Source organism: Polyangiaceae bacterium (genome assembly GCA_020633235.1).
Lineage (GTDB): Bacteria > Myxococcota_A > Polyangia > Polyangiales > Polyangiaceae > JACKEA01.
In genome coordinates, this window is record JACKEA010000001.1 from 1,697,819 (window position 1) to 1,714,742 (window position 16,924).

Annotated in this window: 15 protein-coding genes; 9 read left to right on the top strand and 6 right to left on the bottom strand. The window is 68.6% G+C overall.

Annotated features, from left to right (window positions below; genetic code table 11):
• The first annotated feature begins 31 nt into the window (after window positions 1-31).
• From H6717_07435 to H6717_07450, 4 genes are all read left to right on the top strand, one after another.
• Entirely contained in the window at window positions 32-661 is a 630-nt protein-coding gene (locus tag H6717_07435; protein MCB9576842.1) for a hypothetical protein, read from the top strand.
• A complete protein-coding gene (locus tag H6717_07440) occupies window positions 658-1,629 on the top strand; it encodes an ABC transporter permease (protein MCB9576843.1) in 972 nt (323 codons plus the stop codon). Before H6717_07435 ends, H6717_07440 begins: the two co-directional genes overlap by 4 nt.
• Entirely contained in the window at window positions 1,626-2,435 is an 810-nt protein-coding gene (locus H6717_07445; protein MCB9576844.1) for an ABC transporter permease, read from the top strand. The genes H6717_07440 and H6717_07445 overlap by 4 nt, the downstream gene beginning before the upstream one ends.
• Before the next feature lie 1,024 nt (window positions 2,436-3,459).
• Window positions 3,460-4,422, top strand: a complete 963-nt coding sequence (locus H6717_07450) for a hypothetical protein (protein MCB9576845.1) — start codon at window positions 3,460-3,462, stop codon at window positions 4,420-4,422.
• Window positions 4,423-4,756: 334 nt separating this feature from the next.
• Here the strand turns inward: H6717_07450 and H6717_07455 are convergent, their stop codons facing one another.
• Genes H6717_07455 through H6717_07465 form a run of 3 tightly spaced genes read right to left on the bottom strand, consistent with a single transcriptional unit; the run spans window position 4,757 to window position 7,403 of the window.
• Window positions 4,757-6,160 carry a hybrid sensor histidine kinase/response regulator gene (locus H6717_07455; GenBank protein MCB9576846.1) on the bottom strand — a complete coding sequence of 468 codons (1,404 nt, stop codon included), beginning with the start codon at window positions 6,158-6,160 and terminating at the stop codon, window positions 4,757-4,759.
• Window positions 6,157-6,765, bottom strand: coding sequence for an FHA domain-containing protein (locus H6717_07460; GenBank protein MCB9576847.1), 609 nt, complete (start codon window positions 6,763-6,765; stop codon window positions 6,157-6,159). Before H6717_07460 ends, H6717_07455 begins: the two co-directional genes overlap by 4 nt.
• Before the next feature lie 32 nt (window positions 6,766-6,797).
• Entirely contained in the window at window positions 6,798-7,403 is a 606-nt protein-coding gene (locus H6717_07465) for a VTT domain-containing protein (protein MCB9576848.1), read from the bottom strand.
• Between the two features lie 52 nt (window positions 7,404-7,455).
• Between H6717_07465 and H6717_07470 the strand changes: the two genes are divergently transcribed.
• From H6717_07470 to lpdA, 3 genes are read left to right on the top strand one after another with little or no spacing between them, the layout of a single operon-like run.
• Window positions 7,456-8,484, top strand: a complete 1,029-nt coding sequence (locus tag H6717_07470; GenBank protein MCB9576849.1) for a HEAT repeat domain-containing protein — start codon at window positions 7,456-7,458, stop codon at window positions 8,482-8,484.
• Between the two features lie 10 nt (window positions 8,485-8,494).
• Window positions 8,495-9,595 (top strand): thiamine pyrophosphate-dependent dehydrogenase E1 component subunit alpha, encoded by a 1,101-nt coding sequence (locus H6717_07475; protein ID MCB9576850.1) that lies wholly within the window; start codon window positions 8,495-8,497, stop codon window positions 9,593-9,595.
• A gap of 48 nt (window positions 9,596-9,643) precedes the next feature.
• A complete protein-coding gene (gene lpdA, locus H6717_07480) occupies window positions 9,644-11,053 on the top strand; it encodes a dihydrolipoyl dehydrogenase (protein ID MCB9576851.1) in 1,410 nt (469 codons plus the stop codon).
• On the opposite strand, the gene H6717_07485 is transcribed toward lpdA, so the two are convergent.
• Complete coding sequence (locus H6717_07485) at window positions 11,050-11,517, bottom strand: peroxiredoxin (protein ID MCB9576852.1); 468 nt, start codon at window positions 11,515-11,517, stop codon at window positions 11,050-11,052. The genes lpdA and H6717_07485 overlap by 4 nt on opposite strands.
• 177 nt (window positions 11,518-11,694) lie before the next feature.
• Here H6717_07485 and H6717_07490 point away from each other — a divergent pair, with 177 nt between their 5' ends.
• Both H6717_07490 and H6717_07495 read left to right on the top strand, forming a co-directional pair.
• Entirely contained in the window at window positions 11,695-12,432 is a 738-nt protein-coding gene (locus tag H6717_07490) for a PspA/IM30 family protein (protein MCB9576853.1), read from the top strand.
• On the top strand, window positions 12,429-14,750 hold the full coding sequence (locus tag H6717_07495; GenBank protein ID MCB9576854.1) for a hypothetical protein: 2,322 nt from the start codon (window positions 12,429-12,431) through the stop codon (window positions 14,748-14,750). Before H6717_07490 ends, H6717_07495 begins: the two co-directional genes overlap by 4 nt.
• Here the strand turns inward: H6717_07495 and H6717_07500 are convergent.
• Both H6717_07500 and H6717_07505 read right to left on the bottom strand, forming a co-directional pair.
• The gene (locus H6717_07500) at window positions 14,734-15,771 is read right to left on the bottom strand and encodes an EscU/YscU/HrcU family type III secretion system export apparatus switch protein (GenBank protein MCB9576855.1); all 1,038 of its coding nucleotides are present in this window, start codon (window positions 15,769-15,771) and stop codon (window positions 14,734-14,736) included. The two genes, H6717_07495 and H6717_07500, sit on opposite strands and share 17 nt — an antisense overlap.
• A gap of 38 nt (window positions 15,772-15,809) precedes the next feature.
• Window positions 15,810-16,904 (bottom strand): M48 family metalloprotease, encoded by a 1,095-nt coding sequence (locus H6717_07505; GenBank protein MCB9576856.1) that lies wholly within the window; start codon window positions 16,902-16,904, stop codon window positions 15,810-15,812.
• Window positions 16,905-16,924 lie beyond the last annotated feature (20 nt).

Genomic DNA, 16,924 nt, shown 5'->3' on the forward strand with positions numbered 1-16,924 from the left:
TCGGCGATGACGCTAAAGTCCGCGCGCTTCCATGGACTTTCGCGATCGCTCCCTACATTGGACCGTAGCCGCAGCAGCGCTGCTGTTCGCCGCCGGCTGCAATCCGCAGATCGGGGACTCGTGCTCGGTGTCCACGGACTGCTCGAACGTCGGGGATCGCCTGTGCGACACCACCCAGCCGGGCGGCTACTGCACGATCTTCAACTGCGAGCCGGGCAGCTGTCCGGACGAAGCCATCTGCATCGCGTTCTCAAGCAGCGTCAGCTTGGCCTGTGAGGACCCGCAGGGTGGCGGCCGATTGCGTCGTACCTTCTGCATGCGCAGTTGCGAAGGAGACAGCGACTGTCGCGGCGGCTACCGCTGCATCGACATGGGCAAGGACAACCCCTGGGGCGCTGGCGTGGTGGAAGGCAGCGTGGGGAACAGCAAGGTGTGCATCGTGCCCTATAGCGGTGCGCCCATGGCCGAGGATCCCAACACCGAGGTGTGCACCGGGACCGACGCCGGCTTCGACGCGTGGACGCCGTGGCAGCCGGACTCCGGCAGCACGACCACGGATGCGGGTACGGATGCCGCGGCGGACGCGGCGGGTGATGCGACGGCGGACGCGGACGCGGATGCGGGCACGGACGCCGCGCCCAGCGACGCGGCCGCCGAATGAAGCGACGGCTTCGGGATCTCTCCGCGGCGGCGCTGCGCATCGCTCGCGCGGTGGCGGTGCGCGGCGGTGGCGCCCTGGTCGTACTCTTGCTGCTGGCGACGCTGGTGTTCCTCGCGCTCCGGGTGCTGCCCGGAGATCCCGCCGCGCTGGTGCTCGGTGATCAGTCTTCCGACGCGGATCGCGCCGTGCTGCGCCACCGGCTCGGTCTCGACCGCTCGCTGGTGCTGCAGTACCTCGACTTCTTGCGGGGCCTTTTCACCCTCGACCTGGGCGACTCCCTGGCGCGTCCGGGTACCAAGGCCTTCGAGGAAGTGGGGCGTGCGCTGGGCCCCACGGCGGCGATGGCGTCGGTGGCGGTGGGCTTCGGCGCCCTCCTGGGGATCTTCGCGGCGCTCCTGTCCGTCGGTCCTTGGCTCGGCCGCCGGCGCGAGTGGGCCCACCGCGGGATCCTGGCGGTGGCCGCCACGCCGCTGCTCGCCTTCGCCCCCATCCTCACGTTCGTCGTCGCGGTGGAGCTTCGTCTGGTGCCGCTGCCGGGGGATCCCGAGAGCGGCGTCGGCGGGCTCTTGTTCGCGTCGGGGCTCTTGGCCTTGCCCCTCGCCGCGCAGGTCGGTCGCATCAGCCGCGCGGCGCTGCTCGATCAATCCCGCGCAAAGTTCCTGGACGTGGCAACGGCCAAGGGCGCTTCCAGCGTGCGCGTGTGGGTGCTGCACGCGCTGCCCGCGGCGTCCGCTCCCATCGCGGTGGTGATCGCCACGCAGCTCGGTGCGTTGCTGGGCGGCGCCGTCGTGCTGGAGCGCCTGTTCGAGCGCCCGGGGCTCGGCACCTTGATGCTCAACGCCTACGCCGCTCGCGACATCCCCGTGCTCGAAGCCAGCGTGATAGCCGCTGGGCTCCTGTTCGTGCTGGCGCAGGCGGCCGCAGCCGCGCTCCACGCCAGCATCGACCCCCGAGGGCAGGAGACATGACCCAGCGGGAGCGCCGACGCCGCGCGCTGGCCGCGCTCGTCCCCGCCATCGTGGTGGCGCTCACGGCGCTCGGCTTCGTGCTGCTGTCGGATCGCTCGCCATCGAGGCTGACGCTGGATCTGTCGTGGGCCGCACCTTCGAGCGCTCGGCCATTGGGCAGCGGCGACGCCGGCGTGGATCTGCTGGCCCTGGGCATGCACGCCACGCTGCGGGCGCTGCTCTTGGCGTTCTCGGTGTCGTGCTTCGGCTTTCTGGTGGGCACGCCCCTCGGGGGCGCCGCGGGGCTTTCCGGCGGGCGCTTCGAGCGCTGGACCCTGCGCGCCTGCGATCTGGTGCAGTCGTTCCCCACGTTCCTCCTGGCTCTGGCGGTGCTGAGCGCGGTGAAGGTTCCCTCGCGGCTGCACATCGGCTTGGTGTTCGCCGTCACCGTGTGGGCGCCCTTCGCTCGCATCGCCGCGGCGCAAGCGCGCACGCTCTCGGACTCGCAGTTCGTGGAAGCCGCGCGCGCGCTGGGCGCCGATCGGCGTCGCATCATCTTCCTGCACGTGCTGCCGAATCTGCTCGGTCCCGTGGCGGTGCAGGTGGGCACCGCTGCGGCCGGCGTGGTGCTCGGAGAAACCGCCCTCGGCTTCGTCGGCCTGGGACCTCCGGACGGTGTGAGCCTGGGCGCGCTGCTCGAGCAGGGCACCCTCGGCATGCTTCGCGCGCCTCACGTCCTGGCCGTGGGCGCCGTGACCGTCGCGCTGGTCAGCGGCTCGCTACAGCTCGCCAGCGAGGGACTGAGACGCTGGGTCCACGTCAGTTAGGGCCGTCGATTTCCGCACCGGCGCTCAGCGACGGGCATCGCGCCGGACCAACAAGATGAGCTCTCCTCACATCTTCGTGGGAGAGGGAGTTGGTGCGCTTGCCTCCTATCGGCAAAAAGTCCGGGCGCAGAGGACTGTCGAGCTTCGCAATTGAGCACGATGCTTCTTTGACGAACGACGCAGAAAGGGTTCAGGAGAGGTCGTCGCCGTTCGGGACCTTCGCCAGCGCACCAGCGAATGGAACGCGGGCAGCGCTGGCGTGAGCTCCCCGAAGAAAATCGCAACCCGAAGTCGAATATAGACCCACTGTTCACCTGGGTTGACCACAACAGACGCCACTCTGGAGAGAACGACTGACGGTCGCGCCGCCGTTGCCGCGCGTCCCTTCGAGGGCGGGCGCGCGCGGCCTTGTGAGCCAAGCGACCGGAAGAGCGCAACACGAGACGAGCGCGAACGGACGACAGAAATCGACACCGCGAAAGCGAATTATGTTGACGAGCTTGCGGACGCTCCGCGCTCTCATTTCGCCGATCTGCTTCGCACAGCGCCTGCACAGCGCATGTGTTCGAAACGAAATCGATCTTCGAAGTGTTCGCGCGCTCGAAAGCGCAGCCAGGGGGCGCTGAAGAAGGCGAAATTTCCCGTGGTATGCCGGAAGGAAACCACGGGGGTTTGTCATGTCATCATCCAAAGCCATTTCCGTAGAGCTGTCTGCCACCGAACGCACTGCGCTCTCCGCACTTCAAGACCTCTCCAATCGCGATCTCTGGTCCAGCGCGGTCGTTGCCAACGCCGGTCGTCGCAGAGCGACTGCGCACTTGGTCGCGCATCTCGCTGAAATCGACCGACGTGGTGTTGGAGGAGGCAACCGGTTGGAATGGTCGCGGCACGGGGTTGGGCCCCCGTGCGGGGTGTGGGGCGCAGCCCCACCGAGAATGCCGGCGGGGCCGGCGCCGACTGGCATCGAATGAGCACAGGCGCGGGGCGCTGTCGGTCTGGACACGTAATTCAAGCCTACTCCTCCATGTACGACTTCTGCGTGCGCGGCCTGGGGATGAGTGAGGGTACGGCGTATCGGAGCATCGCCGGGGCGCGGGCAGCGCTCTCGTTTCCGGTGGTGCTCACGCTGCTCGCTAGCGGAGATCTGCACCTTTCCGGGCTTTCGCTCTTGGCTCCGCGGCTCACGGAGGAAAACCACGCTGCGCTGTTGGAAGAAGCCGCCGGCAAGACCAGCGCGGGGATTCGCGTCGTGCTCGCGCGCTGGTTCCCGAAGCCGGATGTCCCGGACCGGGTCGAGCCCAGAGCAGGCAAGGGGGCGCGGGCCGACGTGCAACCGCTCTCGGAAGGGCGATTCGAGGTGCATTTCAGCGCCGGCGAGAGCCTGAAAGCAAAGCTCGAGCACGCCCAGAATCTGATGAACCACGTGAGCCGGGAGCTGGAGGTCGTGGTCGAGCGGGCGCTCGACGCGCTGATCCGCGAGCTGGAGAAGAAGCGCTGGGGCGTTACGGACAAGCCGCGCCGCTCCCGCGGAACGAAGCCGGGCGAGCCCGGCCGTGCAGCCCGGCGCGAGGTGTACGAGCGCGACGGTGCCCAGTGCTGCTTCGTGTCGGAGTCCGGGGTGCGCTGCACGGCGACGGCGTTTCTGCAGTACGACCACATCGAAGCCACCGGCATCGGTGGTGGCGATGGATCCTCCAATGGTCGGCTGTACTGCGCCAGCCACAATTTGAATGCGGCCAAGAAGACCTTCGGTCGCGAGTACGTCGAAGAGAAGATTCGCCTTCGTCAGCGAAGGCGTTCAGAGGCTGAGGACGCCGAGGCGCGGGAGAAGCAAGACAAGCTCCTCCTGGCGCTCACGAGCCAAGGCTTCAAGAAGGCCGAAGCCAAGAAGGCGACGGAAACGCTCGCTCGAGAAGCGCGCACCCTCTCTCTACAAGAGCTGCTTCGGCGCGCCCTGGCGCTGCTCGTTCCGCGATCGGCGGGCTGATTCCGCGCCGAATCGACAAGCCACCCGACAAAAAGATCGTCGTTGAGCCGCCGCTTTGCGAGAGAGGACCGACCCAGGTGAGCACTGGGGTTAATTCGCGAGGCCCTGCGCATACTCACGCCGCGCTGAGCTCAGCAGCCTTCAACAGCGCACCAGCGAATGTGCCGACCAGGAGGAACGCTTCGGTCCTGTTCCGCGTCGGATCAGAAAACCCCTGGCCAAGGCTAGTGGCAAGGCCCTCTGTGCCCGCCGTCATGAAGGACAGACAGCCGAGAATGTGTGAGGAGAGCCCAAGATCTTCGTTCTCATGTCGGTACGCCGCGAGCCCGTCGCGTCACGTCCGCTCGATGAGACACAGGTCGCAAACGGTGGAGAGCAGTCGCTTGCGATCCCACGGCTTTTCCAGCCGGCGGTCCGCGAAGCGATCGCGCGCGTCGACCGCGGCCGTGAGCAACAAGCGTCCCGCCTTGGGGCATCGCTCCGCGGCGAAGCCGAGCACGTCCTCGCTGGTGCCGTCGCCCAAAGAGCGATCGCTGACGATCGCGGAACAGCAGTGGTCCGAAAGCCATGCGCGCGCCTCGCGCACCGAGCTCAGGGACACCGTGGTGAAGCCGCCCCGGCGCAGGTCCGCAGCGAGGGCGCGCCGTACGGAGCGGTCGTCTTCCACGATGAGCACGGTGTGCTCTTTGGCCGAGAAGCCCGGGAGGCGGATCTCCGCCCGGGTGCCGCCGGCGGCGCGGGGCATCAGCTGCACGCGCCCGCCGTGATCCCTCACGATCTGCTGAGTGATGCTGAGACCGAGCCCGGTGCCGCGGCCGACCGGCTTGGTGGTGGCGAAGGGCTCGAAGAGTCGCGGCGCGATGGCGGGGTCGACGCCGGGGCCCGTGTCGTCGACGATGATCACGACCTCCCGCTCTTCCGTCGATAGGCGCATCGTCACCGCTCGCCCACCATCGGAGGCGGCGTCCACGGCGTTGGACAGCAAGTTCAGCACCGCTTGGGACAGCCGCGGTGCGTCGTGAGGCGCGTGCACCTCTTCGTCCGGTTCCAGCTCGATGGTGACTCCGCGATCCCGCGCTCGCGGCTTCACCAGCCGGAGCGCCACCTCCACGGTACCGAGCAGCGAGGCATCGTGGAGCTCGGGATGACCGCGTCGCGTGAACCCCGACACGTGCTCGACGAAGCCGCGAATGCGCTCCACGGACAGCTCCACGTCGCGCGCCACCTCGGCGAGCTCGGTATCTCCCAGGCGCTGCGCGGCTTCCAAGATCGGCGCCACCGCGGCGGCGACGACGCTCAGGGGGTTATTGATCTCGTGGGCCATGGTCGCCGCCAGGCGGCCGACCTCGCCGAGGCGTTTTTCGTGCTCGAGCTCCCGCGTCAGGCCGAAGCGATCCCGCTCGCCTCGGGCGATCTCCTGCTCCCGCACCAACAGATCCGCGACCTCGGCGGCGTCGAAGGGCTTGCGAATGATCGCCGACGATTCGCTCTCGTCGTCCGCGTCGGTGAGCACGTGGAGGCGAGTCCAGGGCTGGCGGGTCAGGAGCCCGGCGATCCACGAGGAATGGGTGGCTTCCTCGGACTCGCTCACGACCACCAAGAGCTCCGAGGAATCCGAGATGCAGCGCGCGGCATCCTGGCCGTCGAGGGACCAGTGGACCGCTTGTCCCGCGCGCTCGAGCGCACCACGCAGTGACTCGGCGGCCTCGACGTCCTTCGAAACCACCAACACGTTCATCGCTTTGCTCCCTGGATGCGGGCGACGAGATCGTCGCGCCAAGCGTCCTTGGCGCCGCCGAACCAGCTCGCGGCCTGGGTCACGGCCCAGGTCATGCGCTTGGCGTCGTTGTCCGCCAAGTGACCGCCCATCAACTTCAGTCGCTGGAGCAGCGCCTCGATGGACGCTCCCATGGCTTGGGCTCGAGCCTCCGGCGGGGAGGTGGTGGTGTCGACCAATGCCGTGATCAGATCCAACGCGGCAAAGGCGGCGTCCGTGGAGGTCTCCTCGAAGTCGCCGGACGCGCGAGTCTCGGTGACCCGGCCCGAGCGTTCCTTCTGCCCGTCGGCCACGACGACGGTGAGCACCTCGTGGCCGATGGCGATGACGTCGCCCGACATCAGCGACCGAGGCTCGGTCAGGCGCTCACCGTTCACGCGTGTCCCGTTGGTGCTCGACAGGTCCGTGACCGTCACCTCGCGCCCCGATAGCCGGAGGGCGCAGTGCTGGCGGGAGGCCTGCGTGCTGTCGACGACGATGCTGCAGTAGGGGCTCCGGCCCACGATCGTCTCTTCGCGGCGTAGAGGGATCAGCGCCCCTCGGTACTTCAGCCAGAACGTCGACAAATCAACTCACAAAGGTAACACGTCAGCGACAGCTAGAGAATGACTCGCATCACGTCGTCGGCGAACGCGATGGCCACGTAGTAGATGAAAAAGCGTGGCACGCGTAAGAGCGTCACTGGGGCGAAATCCTTGAATCGCATTCCGAACATCCCGGCGATCCAGCAGGTGACGCTGAACGGGATGGGGGTCATCGCTCCCAGGGCCACCGCCCAGCGACCATAGCGGCGCACCAAGGCCTCGTTCTTGCTACGGAAGCGGCCGAACACCAGCTGCACGACGCGCAGGTGCCCGAGCTTCTTGCCGAAGGTCCAGGCCACGCAGCCCGCTACGGCGCTCTGCACGCCGATCAGCAGGATGATGGCAGGCCACTGGGCGGCGAGCTCGCTCTTGCTGATCACCAGCAGGATAGCGTCCGGCGGGATGGGCGTGATGACGGCGTCGCTCAAGAACAGGATGAACAGCAAGCCACCGAAACCGACATGGGCGTACACCCAACCCGTGGCGGCCAAGAGCTGCGGGGCGTACCAGCGGCCAAGGACTCCCACGGCCACGAGCAGCAGCACCAACACCACCACGGCGCGCACGACGCTGCGTCGGGCGTAGGCGCGGACATCGTCGTCGTCACCGCTGGGAGGCACCGGGGGCGGTAATCTACGGCGCTGGCACGGCCGGTGCTAGGCTCCGCCGCCCGTGTTCGGACTCGCGCCGCTTCCCCGTCATCTGCAGGCCGCTCTGGCGGATGCGCGCCATGAAAAACAGAGCGTGCGCCTGTCGGCGGTGCGGGACTTGGCGCGGTTGGCGGCGGACCCCGAGGCGCGAGCGGAGGCCCTCGACGCGCTGTGTCGCGTGCTCGCGAAGGACGAAGCGGCGACGGTGCGGGCCGAGGCCGCCCTGGCGCTCGCAGATGCGGAAGGGTCCGAGGGCGTGGAGTCGCTGCTCGATGCCCTGGAGGACGCGCACCTGGAGGTGCGTCAGATGGCTTGGGTCGCGCTCGGCGAGCTCGGCGCCGAGAGCCCCCGCGCCCGGGACGCGGTCGCCGGAGCCCTTGGGGACGACGCGCCAGCAATTCGGTTTCAGGCGCTGATCGCGGCGCACCGCTTGCTCGGAGATGGAGCAGCGAGCGCGATCGGAGACAAGGTCGGAGATCCCGATCCCCTGGTTCGTGCCATGGCGCTGCGGCTGGCGGAGGAGCGTGAGCTGCACACGGTGGTGCCCGCCGCGAAACGAGCGCTCGACGACGAGGAGCTGTCGGTTCGTCTGGCCGCAGCGATCTTCCTGGCCCGGCTTGGTCACCGCGACGGCGGGAAGGTGATGGTATCCGCCTTGTCCGCGCCCCGCGGCCAGCTGTCCCCGGAGGACGAGCAGGCGGCCATCGAGCTCAGTGCCGAGCTGGGGTTGAAGAAGGCCCGACCGGCGCTGGAGCGTCGAGCCTTCGGCGTCTTCGGCGTTTCTCGCGACCCTTTTGCGTGGCACGCGCGCATCGCCCTGGCCCGGCTCGGGCACCCGCGCGCCAAGGAGGCCATCTTGAAGGGACTCTCGGCTTGGACGCGGGACGCGAGAACGCTGGCGGTCGTGGCCGCCGGGCGCGCCCACCTGAGCGAAGCAAAGGAGACGCTCGCCGCGATGGCAAAGGACACCTCGCGGGCGGATCCAGATGCCGTTCGGGAAGCTCTGGCCCTGGTCGACAAGGGCCTTGCGGCATCCGAATCGCACCGCTAGGTCGCAGACGATGCCCTCCGAAGCCAGTGACCTCGGCCTGTTCCAGGTGGTGGATGAAAGTGGCCGGCCGAACCCCGCGCTGGATCCGAACCTACCCGACGACATGCTGCTCCACATGTTTCGCGAGATGCGGCGGCTTCGCGTGATGGAGGCACGCATGGTAGCGCTGCAGCGACAGGGCCGTGTCGGTTTCTACGGCACCTGCACGGGGCAGGAAGCCCCGCCCATCGCCACGGCTTTCGCCACGGAAAAGCGCGACTGGATTTTCCCCGCGCTCCGCGAGAGCGCAATCATGTTGGTGCGCGGCTTTCCGCTCAGCAAGTATCTGGCGCAGGTGTTCGGCAACGACATGGACGTGCTGAAGGGCCGCAACATGCCGAGTCACATGGCCGCCCGCGAGGTGAACCAGGTGTCGTGGTCGAGCTGCATCGGTCCGCAGATCCCGCAGGCCGTGGGTGCGGCGTGGGCCGCGAAGCAGCGCGGAGACGACGTGGTCACCGTTGGCTTCATGGGGGACGGCGCCACCAGTCAGCCGGACTTTCACAACGCCATGAACTTCGCCGCCGTGTTCAAGACGCCGAGCGTGCTCGTGTGTCAGAACAACGGCTGGTCGATCAGCATCCCCACGGCACGCCAGACGGCGTCGCAAACGATCGCGGTCAAGGCCCGCGCCTACGGCATGCCGGGCGTCCGGGTCGATGGCAACGACGTGCTCGGCTGCTACCGCGTGATCAAGGATGCGGTCGACCGCGCGCGGAGCGGCGGCGGCCCCACCTTCGTGGAGTGCGTCACCTATCGCATGGGCGCCCACTCCACCAGCGACGATCCGACGCGCTACCGCAGCGAAGAAGAGGTGCGCCGCTGGGCGGAGAAGGATCCCGTTCAGCGGCTCGAGACCTATCTGCAGGGGCGAGGGCTGCTCTCGGCCGGTCAGGTGGAGAGCATCGATGCGGAGCTCGGCGACGAGATCAGTCGTGCCATCGCAGAAGTCGAAGCGGCGCCGCCGCCCTCTCGCGACTCCCTGTTCGAGGACGTGTACGCGTCGCTCCCCTGGCACCTGGCCGAGGAGCGGGACGAGCTTCGCCGGTCGCCCAAGGCTCCGTCGCATTGACGCGAGCAGGAGCTTGTGGAGCGTGGGCGTCCGCGTTACACGCTCCGCATGAGTGACTCGGAGTTCGATGCCATCGTGCTGGGCGGCGGCCCCGGCGGGTACGTGTGTGCGATTCGCCTCGGTCAGCTCGGTCTGAAGGTCGCGTGCGTCGAAGAAGAGGAGTACGGCGGCGTCTGCTTGAACTGGGGCTGCATCCCGTCCAAGGCCTTGATCAGCACCGCGCACCTCTACGAGAAGGCGCAGAAGGGCGACGCTCAGGGTTTGAGCTTCGGCAAGGTGGATCTCGACGTCGGCAAGATGCAGGCGTGGAAGGACGGCATCGTCAAGAAGCTCACCGGCGGTGTCCGTACGCTGCTGCGTGGCAACGGCGCCAAGGCCATCGAAGGGCGCGGCACGGTGATCGACGCGCACACGGTGGAGGTGAAGACCAAGGCGGGGGAGACGAAGCGGCTCACGGCCGAGAAGGGCATCGTCGTCGCCACCGGCTCCGCCACCATTCAGATCCCCGGCTTCGAGTTCGACGGCCAGCGGATCATCGGCGCCCGCGAGGCGGTGAGCCTGCCGGAGGTCCCGCGGCGGCTCCTGGTGGTGGGCGGCGGCGTGATCGGTCTGGAGCTGGGCATGGTGTACCAGGCCTTTGGCAGCGAGCTCACGGTGGTGGAGCTGACGGACTCGCTCTTGCCCGGCATCGATCCGGACTGCGTCAAGGTCGTCGAGCGCAACCTGAAGAAGCGGGGAGCGGAGATCCTGAAGGGAGCCAAGGCCGAGGGCGTGGAGAAGGGCGCAAACTCCCTGGTCGTCCGGGTGAGCGTGGGCGGAGAGACGAAGCGCGTGGAGTGCGACGTCGTGCTCGTGGCCGTGGGAATGAAGCCCCGCGCACGGGGCATCGGTCTGGAACAGCTCGGGGTGGAGATCGACCAGCGCGGTTTCATCAAGACGGACGAGCGCTGCGGCACGAGCGTGCCCGGCATCTTCGCCATCGGCGACGTGAGCGGTGCGCCGATGTTGGCGCACAAGGCCAGCAAAGAGGGCGAGGTTTGCGCCGAGGTCATCGCCGGCAAGCCCGCTGCCAAGGACTGGGCCACGATCCCGGGCATCGTCTTCACGGACCCCGAGATCGCCACGGTGGGGCTGACCGAAGCGCAAGCGAAGGCCGAGGGCATCGAGGTGAAGGTGGGGAAGTTCCCCTTCGCGGCGCTGGGTCGCGCCATGAGCATTCGCGAGACCGACGGCTTCGTGAAGGTGCTGACCGACACGCAGAGCAAGCGCATCGTGGGCATTCACATCGCGGGGCCGTCGGCCAGCGATCTCATCAGCGAGGCGGCCCTCGCTCTGGAGATGGTGGCGACGGCGGAAGACATGGCCATGACGGTGCATCCGCACCCGACGCTGGGTGAAGCATTGATGGAGGCGAGCGCCCACTCATTGGGCCACGCCATCCACACGGTGAATCGTTAACGTGAAAGCCGTGCCAATGTCTGAATTGCGCCGTCCACGTGGGCGCTCGCGTTCAGTGCGCTGGAGAAGGCGTGGCGGATCACGCCCTCGCCATCGATGACGAAGGTGACTCGACCGTCGAAGAAGCCCAGGGTCTTCTTCACGCCAAATGCCTCCCGCACGGCGCCATCCGCGTCCGTGAGCAACGTGAACGGCAGATCGTAGCGACCGGCGAAGCTCTGGTGGGACTCCACCGAGTCCCGGCTCACGCCCACGACCTCCGCCCCCCTGCCGGTGAACAGCGCGTGTTGGTCGCGGAAATTGCAGGCTTCGGCGATACACACCGGCGTGTCGTCCTTGGGATAGAAGAACAACACCACGGGCCCGCGCTCGAGGGCGCTCTTCAGGCTCCAGTCGCTCCCGGTGTGTGCACGCAACGTGAAATCCGGAGCGCGGTCACCCTCGCGGAGCTGCCGTCGTGTCATGAGCACGAGAGCTTAGAGCAGAACCGGGAGATGGTGTCGATTTCGACGCGCCGGCGCTGCGGGTCGTGGCCGCGGCGGACCGACAACAAAACCAAGGCATTGGCAGCGGAGCGGGAGCGCCGGGGCTGTGCGAAAATCGGTTGGCCGAGGCGCCCGGGGGCATGGCACAGTTCGGCCATGGGCATCTTCGATCGCATGGGCCGGGTCATTTCGAGCAACTTCAACTCCCTGCTCGACAAGGCCGAGGACCCGAAGAAGAGCATCGAGCTCACGCTGGACGAGATGCGCGCACAGCTGAAGGCGGCGCGCCAAGAAGTGGTCCGCTCCGTGGCCGCCGAGAAACAGCTGCGCAAGAAGGTGGAAGAGCTCGATACCGAAGTGGAGAAGTGGTCGAAGCGCGCCGAGCTGGCCGTCAAACACGATGACGACGACCTCGCGCGGGAGGCGCTGCTGCAGAAGCGGCGGCTCACGGAAGAGCGGGACCGGGCGGAAGCCTTGCGGGGCGAGCAGCGCAGCGCGGCGCTGGAGATGAAGGCAGAGCTCGAGCGCATGGAGGCCAAGCTCGAAGAGCTGCAAGCCAAGAAGAGCACCATCATCACCAAGGCCAAGCAGGCCAAGGCCGGTGGCGGCACGGAAGCTCTCGGCGCCAGCGGAGCGGGACCCACGGCGTTTCAGGAGTTCCGCCGCATGGAGGATCAGATCGAGGGTGTGGAGACCGCGGTGCAGGCTCAGCGCGAGGTCGAAGAGGCCCTCGGCGGCGGTCGCGGCCCCGGCGGCATGTCGCGCGACGAGGTCGAGGCGAAGTTCCGCAGCCTCGAGTACGGCGACTCCAAGGGGGAGCCCGCTGGCAAGGGCGGCAGTGAGATCGACGACGAGCTGGCGGCGCTGAAGAAGAAGGTTCGCATCGGAAGTTGACCGCTTCCACTCCGCCTCCCTCGGGGGATCTTGGCGACGGGCTCGCGCGCGTGGTGGTCTGCTTTCGGTGGCGCGGAGTACTGGCGCGGGGAGATTCTCCAGAAGCTCGAGATGCCCTCGAGGCGCTTTCGGCACGCGCCGAGGCTCTCGGGGGGCGGATCGTGGCGTGGCACGCCGGTTCCGTCGCTTTCGACTTCGCCGTGGACTCGCTCGAAGACGTGGTCGAGCTGGTGCTCGGAGCGGATGCGCACGGGCCCGTGGGCGGCGCGTCGGCGGGGGTTGCCGAGGGCGAGATGGAGAGCGTGGTGGACGCAGGACCCCGCGTGGCGTTGGGCTTCGGGCGGGGGCTCGCCCGCGCCATGGCGCTGGCGCGCATCGCGCGCAAAGGCGAGGTGCTGGTGGACCCGGCGCTGTCCGCAGTCCGCAGTCAGGAGCTGCTCACTCGCGGCTCGCGGCTCGGGATGTTGGGGCGCGAGCGAGTGCGCGGCCTGCGCTTGGATCTCAGAAGCCCACTCCGCCCGCGGCATCTGCCGCATCCGGCGTCGTTGCTGCGGCCGGAATGGGTGGGGCCGCCGCTGGTGGCGGAGCTCGCGCCGAGAACGCTCACCTACGTCGCGGCGCCCAAGGGCGGGGGAGGTAGCCGCGCTCTCGAAGAGATTGCGGGGCGCCACGCGCAGCGGCCACAGCTGTGGATCCGCCCCAGCGTGGGAGAGCCGTTGGGCGCGCTGCGCCACGCGTTCACCCGCGCTCGCGAGGCGATCGTAGACGCATCGGAGATCCTCCCGCCGGAGCTGACGGCCACCCTCGACAGCTTGCTGGATGGCGAGGGGCTGGATCTCGATTCCAGTGAGGCGCTGCTCGGAGGATGGCTCGGAGGCGAGGGCATCGCCGTGGTGGACGACGCCGAACGCGTGGACAGCGACACGCTCGAGGCGCTATCCGCCGCCTGTGAGCGCGGTGGCATTGCGCTGCTTTCGCGGGTGAGCGTGGACGGTGAGCGCGCGGCGTGCTTCGCATCCTTGCAGTCGAGCACGGTGCGGATTCCCCCGCTGGCGCCGCATCACGCGGCGCGCTTGGCGGCTGCCTGTTTGGGGGGCGCCTTGGGAGAGCGTGAAGCGGCGCGCTGGGGCAAGCGGGGCGGCGGCTCTCCCGCCGGGGTGGTCCATGCCGTGGCGGATGCGCTGGAGAGCGGCCTCTTGATTCAGGACGGCGAGACCTGGATTCCGCGGGTGAGCGCCGGTGGGCGCGGGCGAACGGAGCGACCGAGCCACTGGATCCTGCGCCGCCTCACGCTGCTCGATCGCGCCGAGCGGGACGTGCTCGCGGCCATCGCGGTCTTGGGCGGTGAGGTGCCCATGGATGCGGTGACGGAGCTTTCGATGCGGGCTACCGGCGGAGCCCCGCCGCCCCACGCGGTGGGCGGTTTGGCGCGCGCGGGTTGGCTCTCGGTGCACGCCGGCCTGGTGGTGCTGTCGATGGACAGCGTGCGTCAGGTGCTCGCCGAAGCCATGCCGGAGCCCACCCGTGCGCGGGAGAATCGCGTCGCCGCGGCGGTGATCGGCGAGCGCGCGCGGCCCCTGTGCGCGGTCGCAGCGGGCGTGCACTCGCTCTTGGGAGGCGACGTCGACCGCGCGCTGCCGATGCTTCGACGCGGCGCGGCCTCGGCGCGGGCCGCGGGGCTGGCGGTGACGGCGGACGCGCTGGATCGCTTCACGGAGACGGGCGAGCCGGCGCTCATCGCGGGGCGCGGTCTGTTCGGCGGCGCCATCACGGAGCGCGCGGGGCTGCAGCGATCCGACGTCCCTCCGCCGGGGGATCCCGCGCTGTCCCGGGTGGTGATCACCGGCGCGCCGGAGCGCCCGATGTTCGGAACCGAAGAGCCGGTCACGGCGTCGCGCTTCGTGCAGGCCATCCGCGATGGAGATCACGCGGCCGTCAGTGAGCTGGCGTCGGAGGTCCGGGCGGAGGGCGGCGAGCCGCACATCGCGGCGCGCCTCGACGGCATGGCCAGCCTCGCCCGCGGCGAGATCACCGAAGCCCTCGAGCAGCTGCGGGACGCGAAGCAACTGGCCCAGGGCCTGTCGCCTGCCTATCGCAGTCGCGCAGCGCTCGCGCTCTCCGTGGCGCTGGCCGCGGCGGGGCGGCCGCAGGACGCGCTGCTCGAAGCGCTGGAGAGCTTGGCCCGGGCGCGAGAAGCCGACGACCGCCAGGGCGAGCACGCCTGCGCCCGCTTCTTGGCGCGGCTCTGCGAGACGGTCGCGGCGGCGGAAGCCGCCGAGCGCTGGGAGCTCGTAGCGACGGCTACGGCGCCGGGTTAGCGTCGCCTTCCGCCACCTCGGCCCACGCTTCTCGCAGAATTTCCGCGACGGCTTCGTACAGGGCTTCGGGGATCTCGTCGCCGATCTCGAGCTCCGAAAGGGCGCGGGCCACGGGAACGTCGCGCACCACCGGCACGCCGTAGGCGCGCGCCGCGTCCATCATGCGGCGCGCGAGCTCCCCCTCGCCCTTGGCGATCACCCGTGGGGCTTCGTCCTCGTCTTCGCGATACTGCAGCGCCATCGCCAGGTGCGTGGGGTTCACTACGACCACAGTGGCGTTCTTGACGGCGTTGATGGTGGCGCCGGAGAGCATCTCTTGATGGGCGCGCTTACGTGCGGCCTTCATCTCCGGATCGCCTTCGGACTCCTTGTACTCCCGTTTGACCTCGTCCTTGCTCATGCGATGTCGACGCATCCAGGCGTAACGGGTGACGAACACGTCCAGCGCGCCCAGCGACAGGCCGACCAACGCGGCGATCCACGCGAGCTTCCGGGTGAGGGCGCCGGCGACGACTCCGGCTGCGGTGAGGGTGCCGGTGGAGTAGGCCAGGTCCGCTCCGTGATCGAGCAACAGGTCCACCGCCAGGTAGCCGACGACCAGGGCAGCGACCAGGGCGCGGACGATGCCCACGAAGCGCTGCCAGCCGAACAGATTCTTGATGCCGTTGACGGGATTGGCCCGCGACAGATCCGGGCTCACCTTCTTGAAGGCGACGATGCCGCCGGTCTGCACGAAGCCCACGGCCGCGGCTGCCAAGGCTGCGGCCGCCACCAACGGCAGCGAGAGGGTGAGCACGTCCTTGGTCAAAGACCAGGGCGAGAACGCGCGATGGGGATCCTGGATGGCCGCCACGATCAGCTCGCTGGCGCGGGCGGCAAGAGCGGTGACCGCGGCTGGGGCCAAGGCGACCGCGACCAAGAAACCAAACCCCTGGATCAAGGCGGAGGAGACGGGACTGTCGCCGTCTTCTCGGGCCTTCTTCAGCTTTCTTGGGGTGGGTTCCTCGGTCTTTTCGCTCATGGCGAGCCCGGTCGGTCAGGGACCGGGAGAGTTTCGCCTCAGAGCCCGAATCCCGGAAGGGGGATCGTGAACGGATTGCCGCCGCTCGAGCGCCACTGCGAGGCCGCCTGCTGGATCACCGGTGTGCGGATCTGCGGCGGCGGATGGGAGCGCTCGAATCCGAACAGCACGTCCACCGGAGAGAACTGATCCAGCCCGGCGAAGAACCGCATGGTCAGCAGGCCGCCGCCTTCCGTCCAGTGGTAACCCGGGCGCTTCTTGCCAGCGTTGAGGACGTTGTAGGTGCCGTTCACGTCGGCCGCCAGTTCGTTGGGCTGATTGAAGACCGGAACCACGCTGGAGAGCACGGCGTTCACCTCGGACGCCGTGACGCCCACGCCGGTAGCGGTGCAGGGGAGATGCCCGAGGTAGTGATGCGCGAGCTCGTGCCCGAGCACGAACGCGATCTGCTCGTCCAAGATCTCGTGCTGACGGGCGACCTTGCGACCGTCCGTGTCCTGCGTCGGATTGAAGAAGCCGGCGGCGGGCTCCACGATGGGCGCGCCGGGCTTCTGGTACTTGGCGAGGAACTGGATGTACTGATCGGTCTTGTTGCCGCCGAAGATCTCGTCCGTGGCCTTGGCGCGAGCGAGATGCGCTTCGATGTTCAAGAGGCCATCGGTGATGGCCATCATCTTCTTGCCGTCCTTGGTGCAGGAGGCAAACGCGTTGACCTCCCCCGGACGGTCGTCCACCACCAGCGGGATGCCGGCGACGCGAGATTGCTTCTGGCTGTCGAGCGCTCCGATCAGCTCCTGGATGTCCGCCTGGGCGCGCCCGCGCAGGAAGTTGATGTCGGTGGCGTTGATCGGATCGTAGGCGACGGGCGGGAGCGGCGCGGTAGTGGTGGGCGCCGCCGTGGGCTGCGGTGCAGTTTGCGGGGGGTACGGCTGCCCCTGAGGCGGATAGCCCTGCTGGGGCGGGTAGCCCTGCTGCGGGTAGCCCTGCTGACCGCCCGCGTAGTAACCCGGGGGCGGTTGCTGTTGCTGAGGGTAGCGGGGCTGGGAGCTGGAGGACGTTTCGCAGCCGCTCGCGGTCAGACCGAAAGCCAGCAAAAGTCCGAGGCTTCGCACTCGAGACAGGGGGTTCATCATGGCGCGCGCTCCCTCCAATG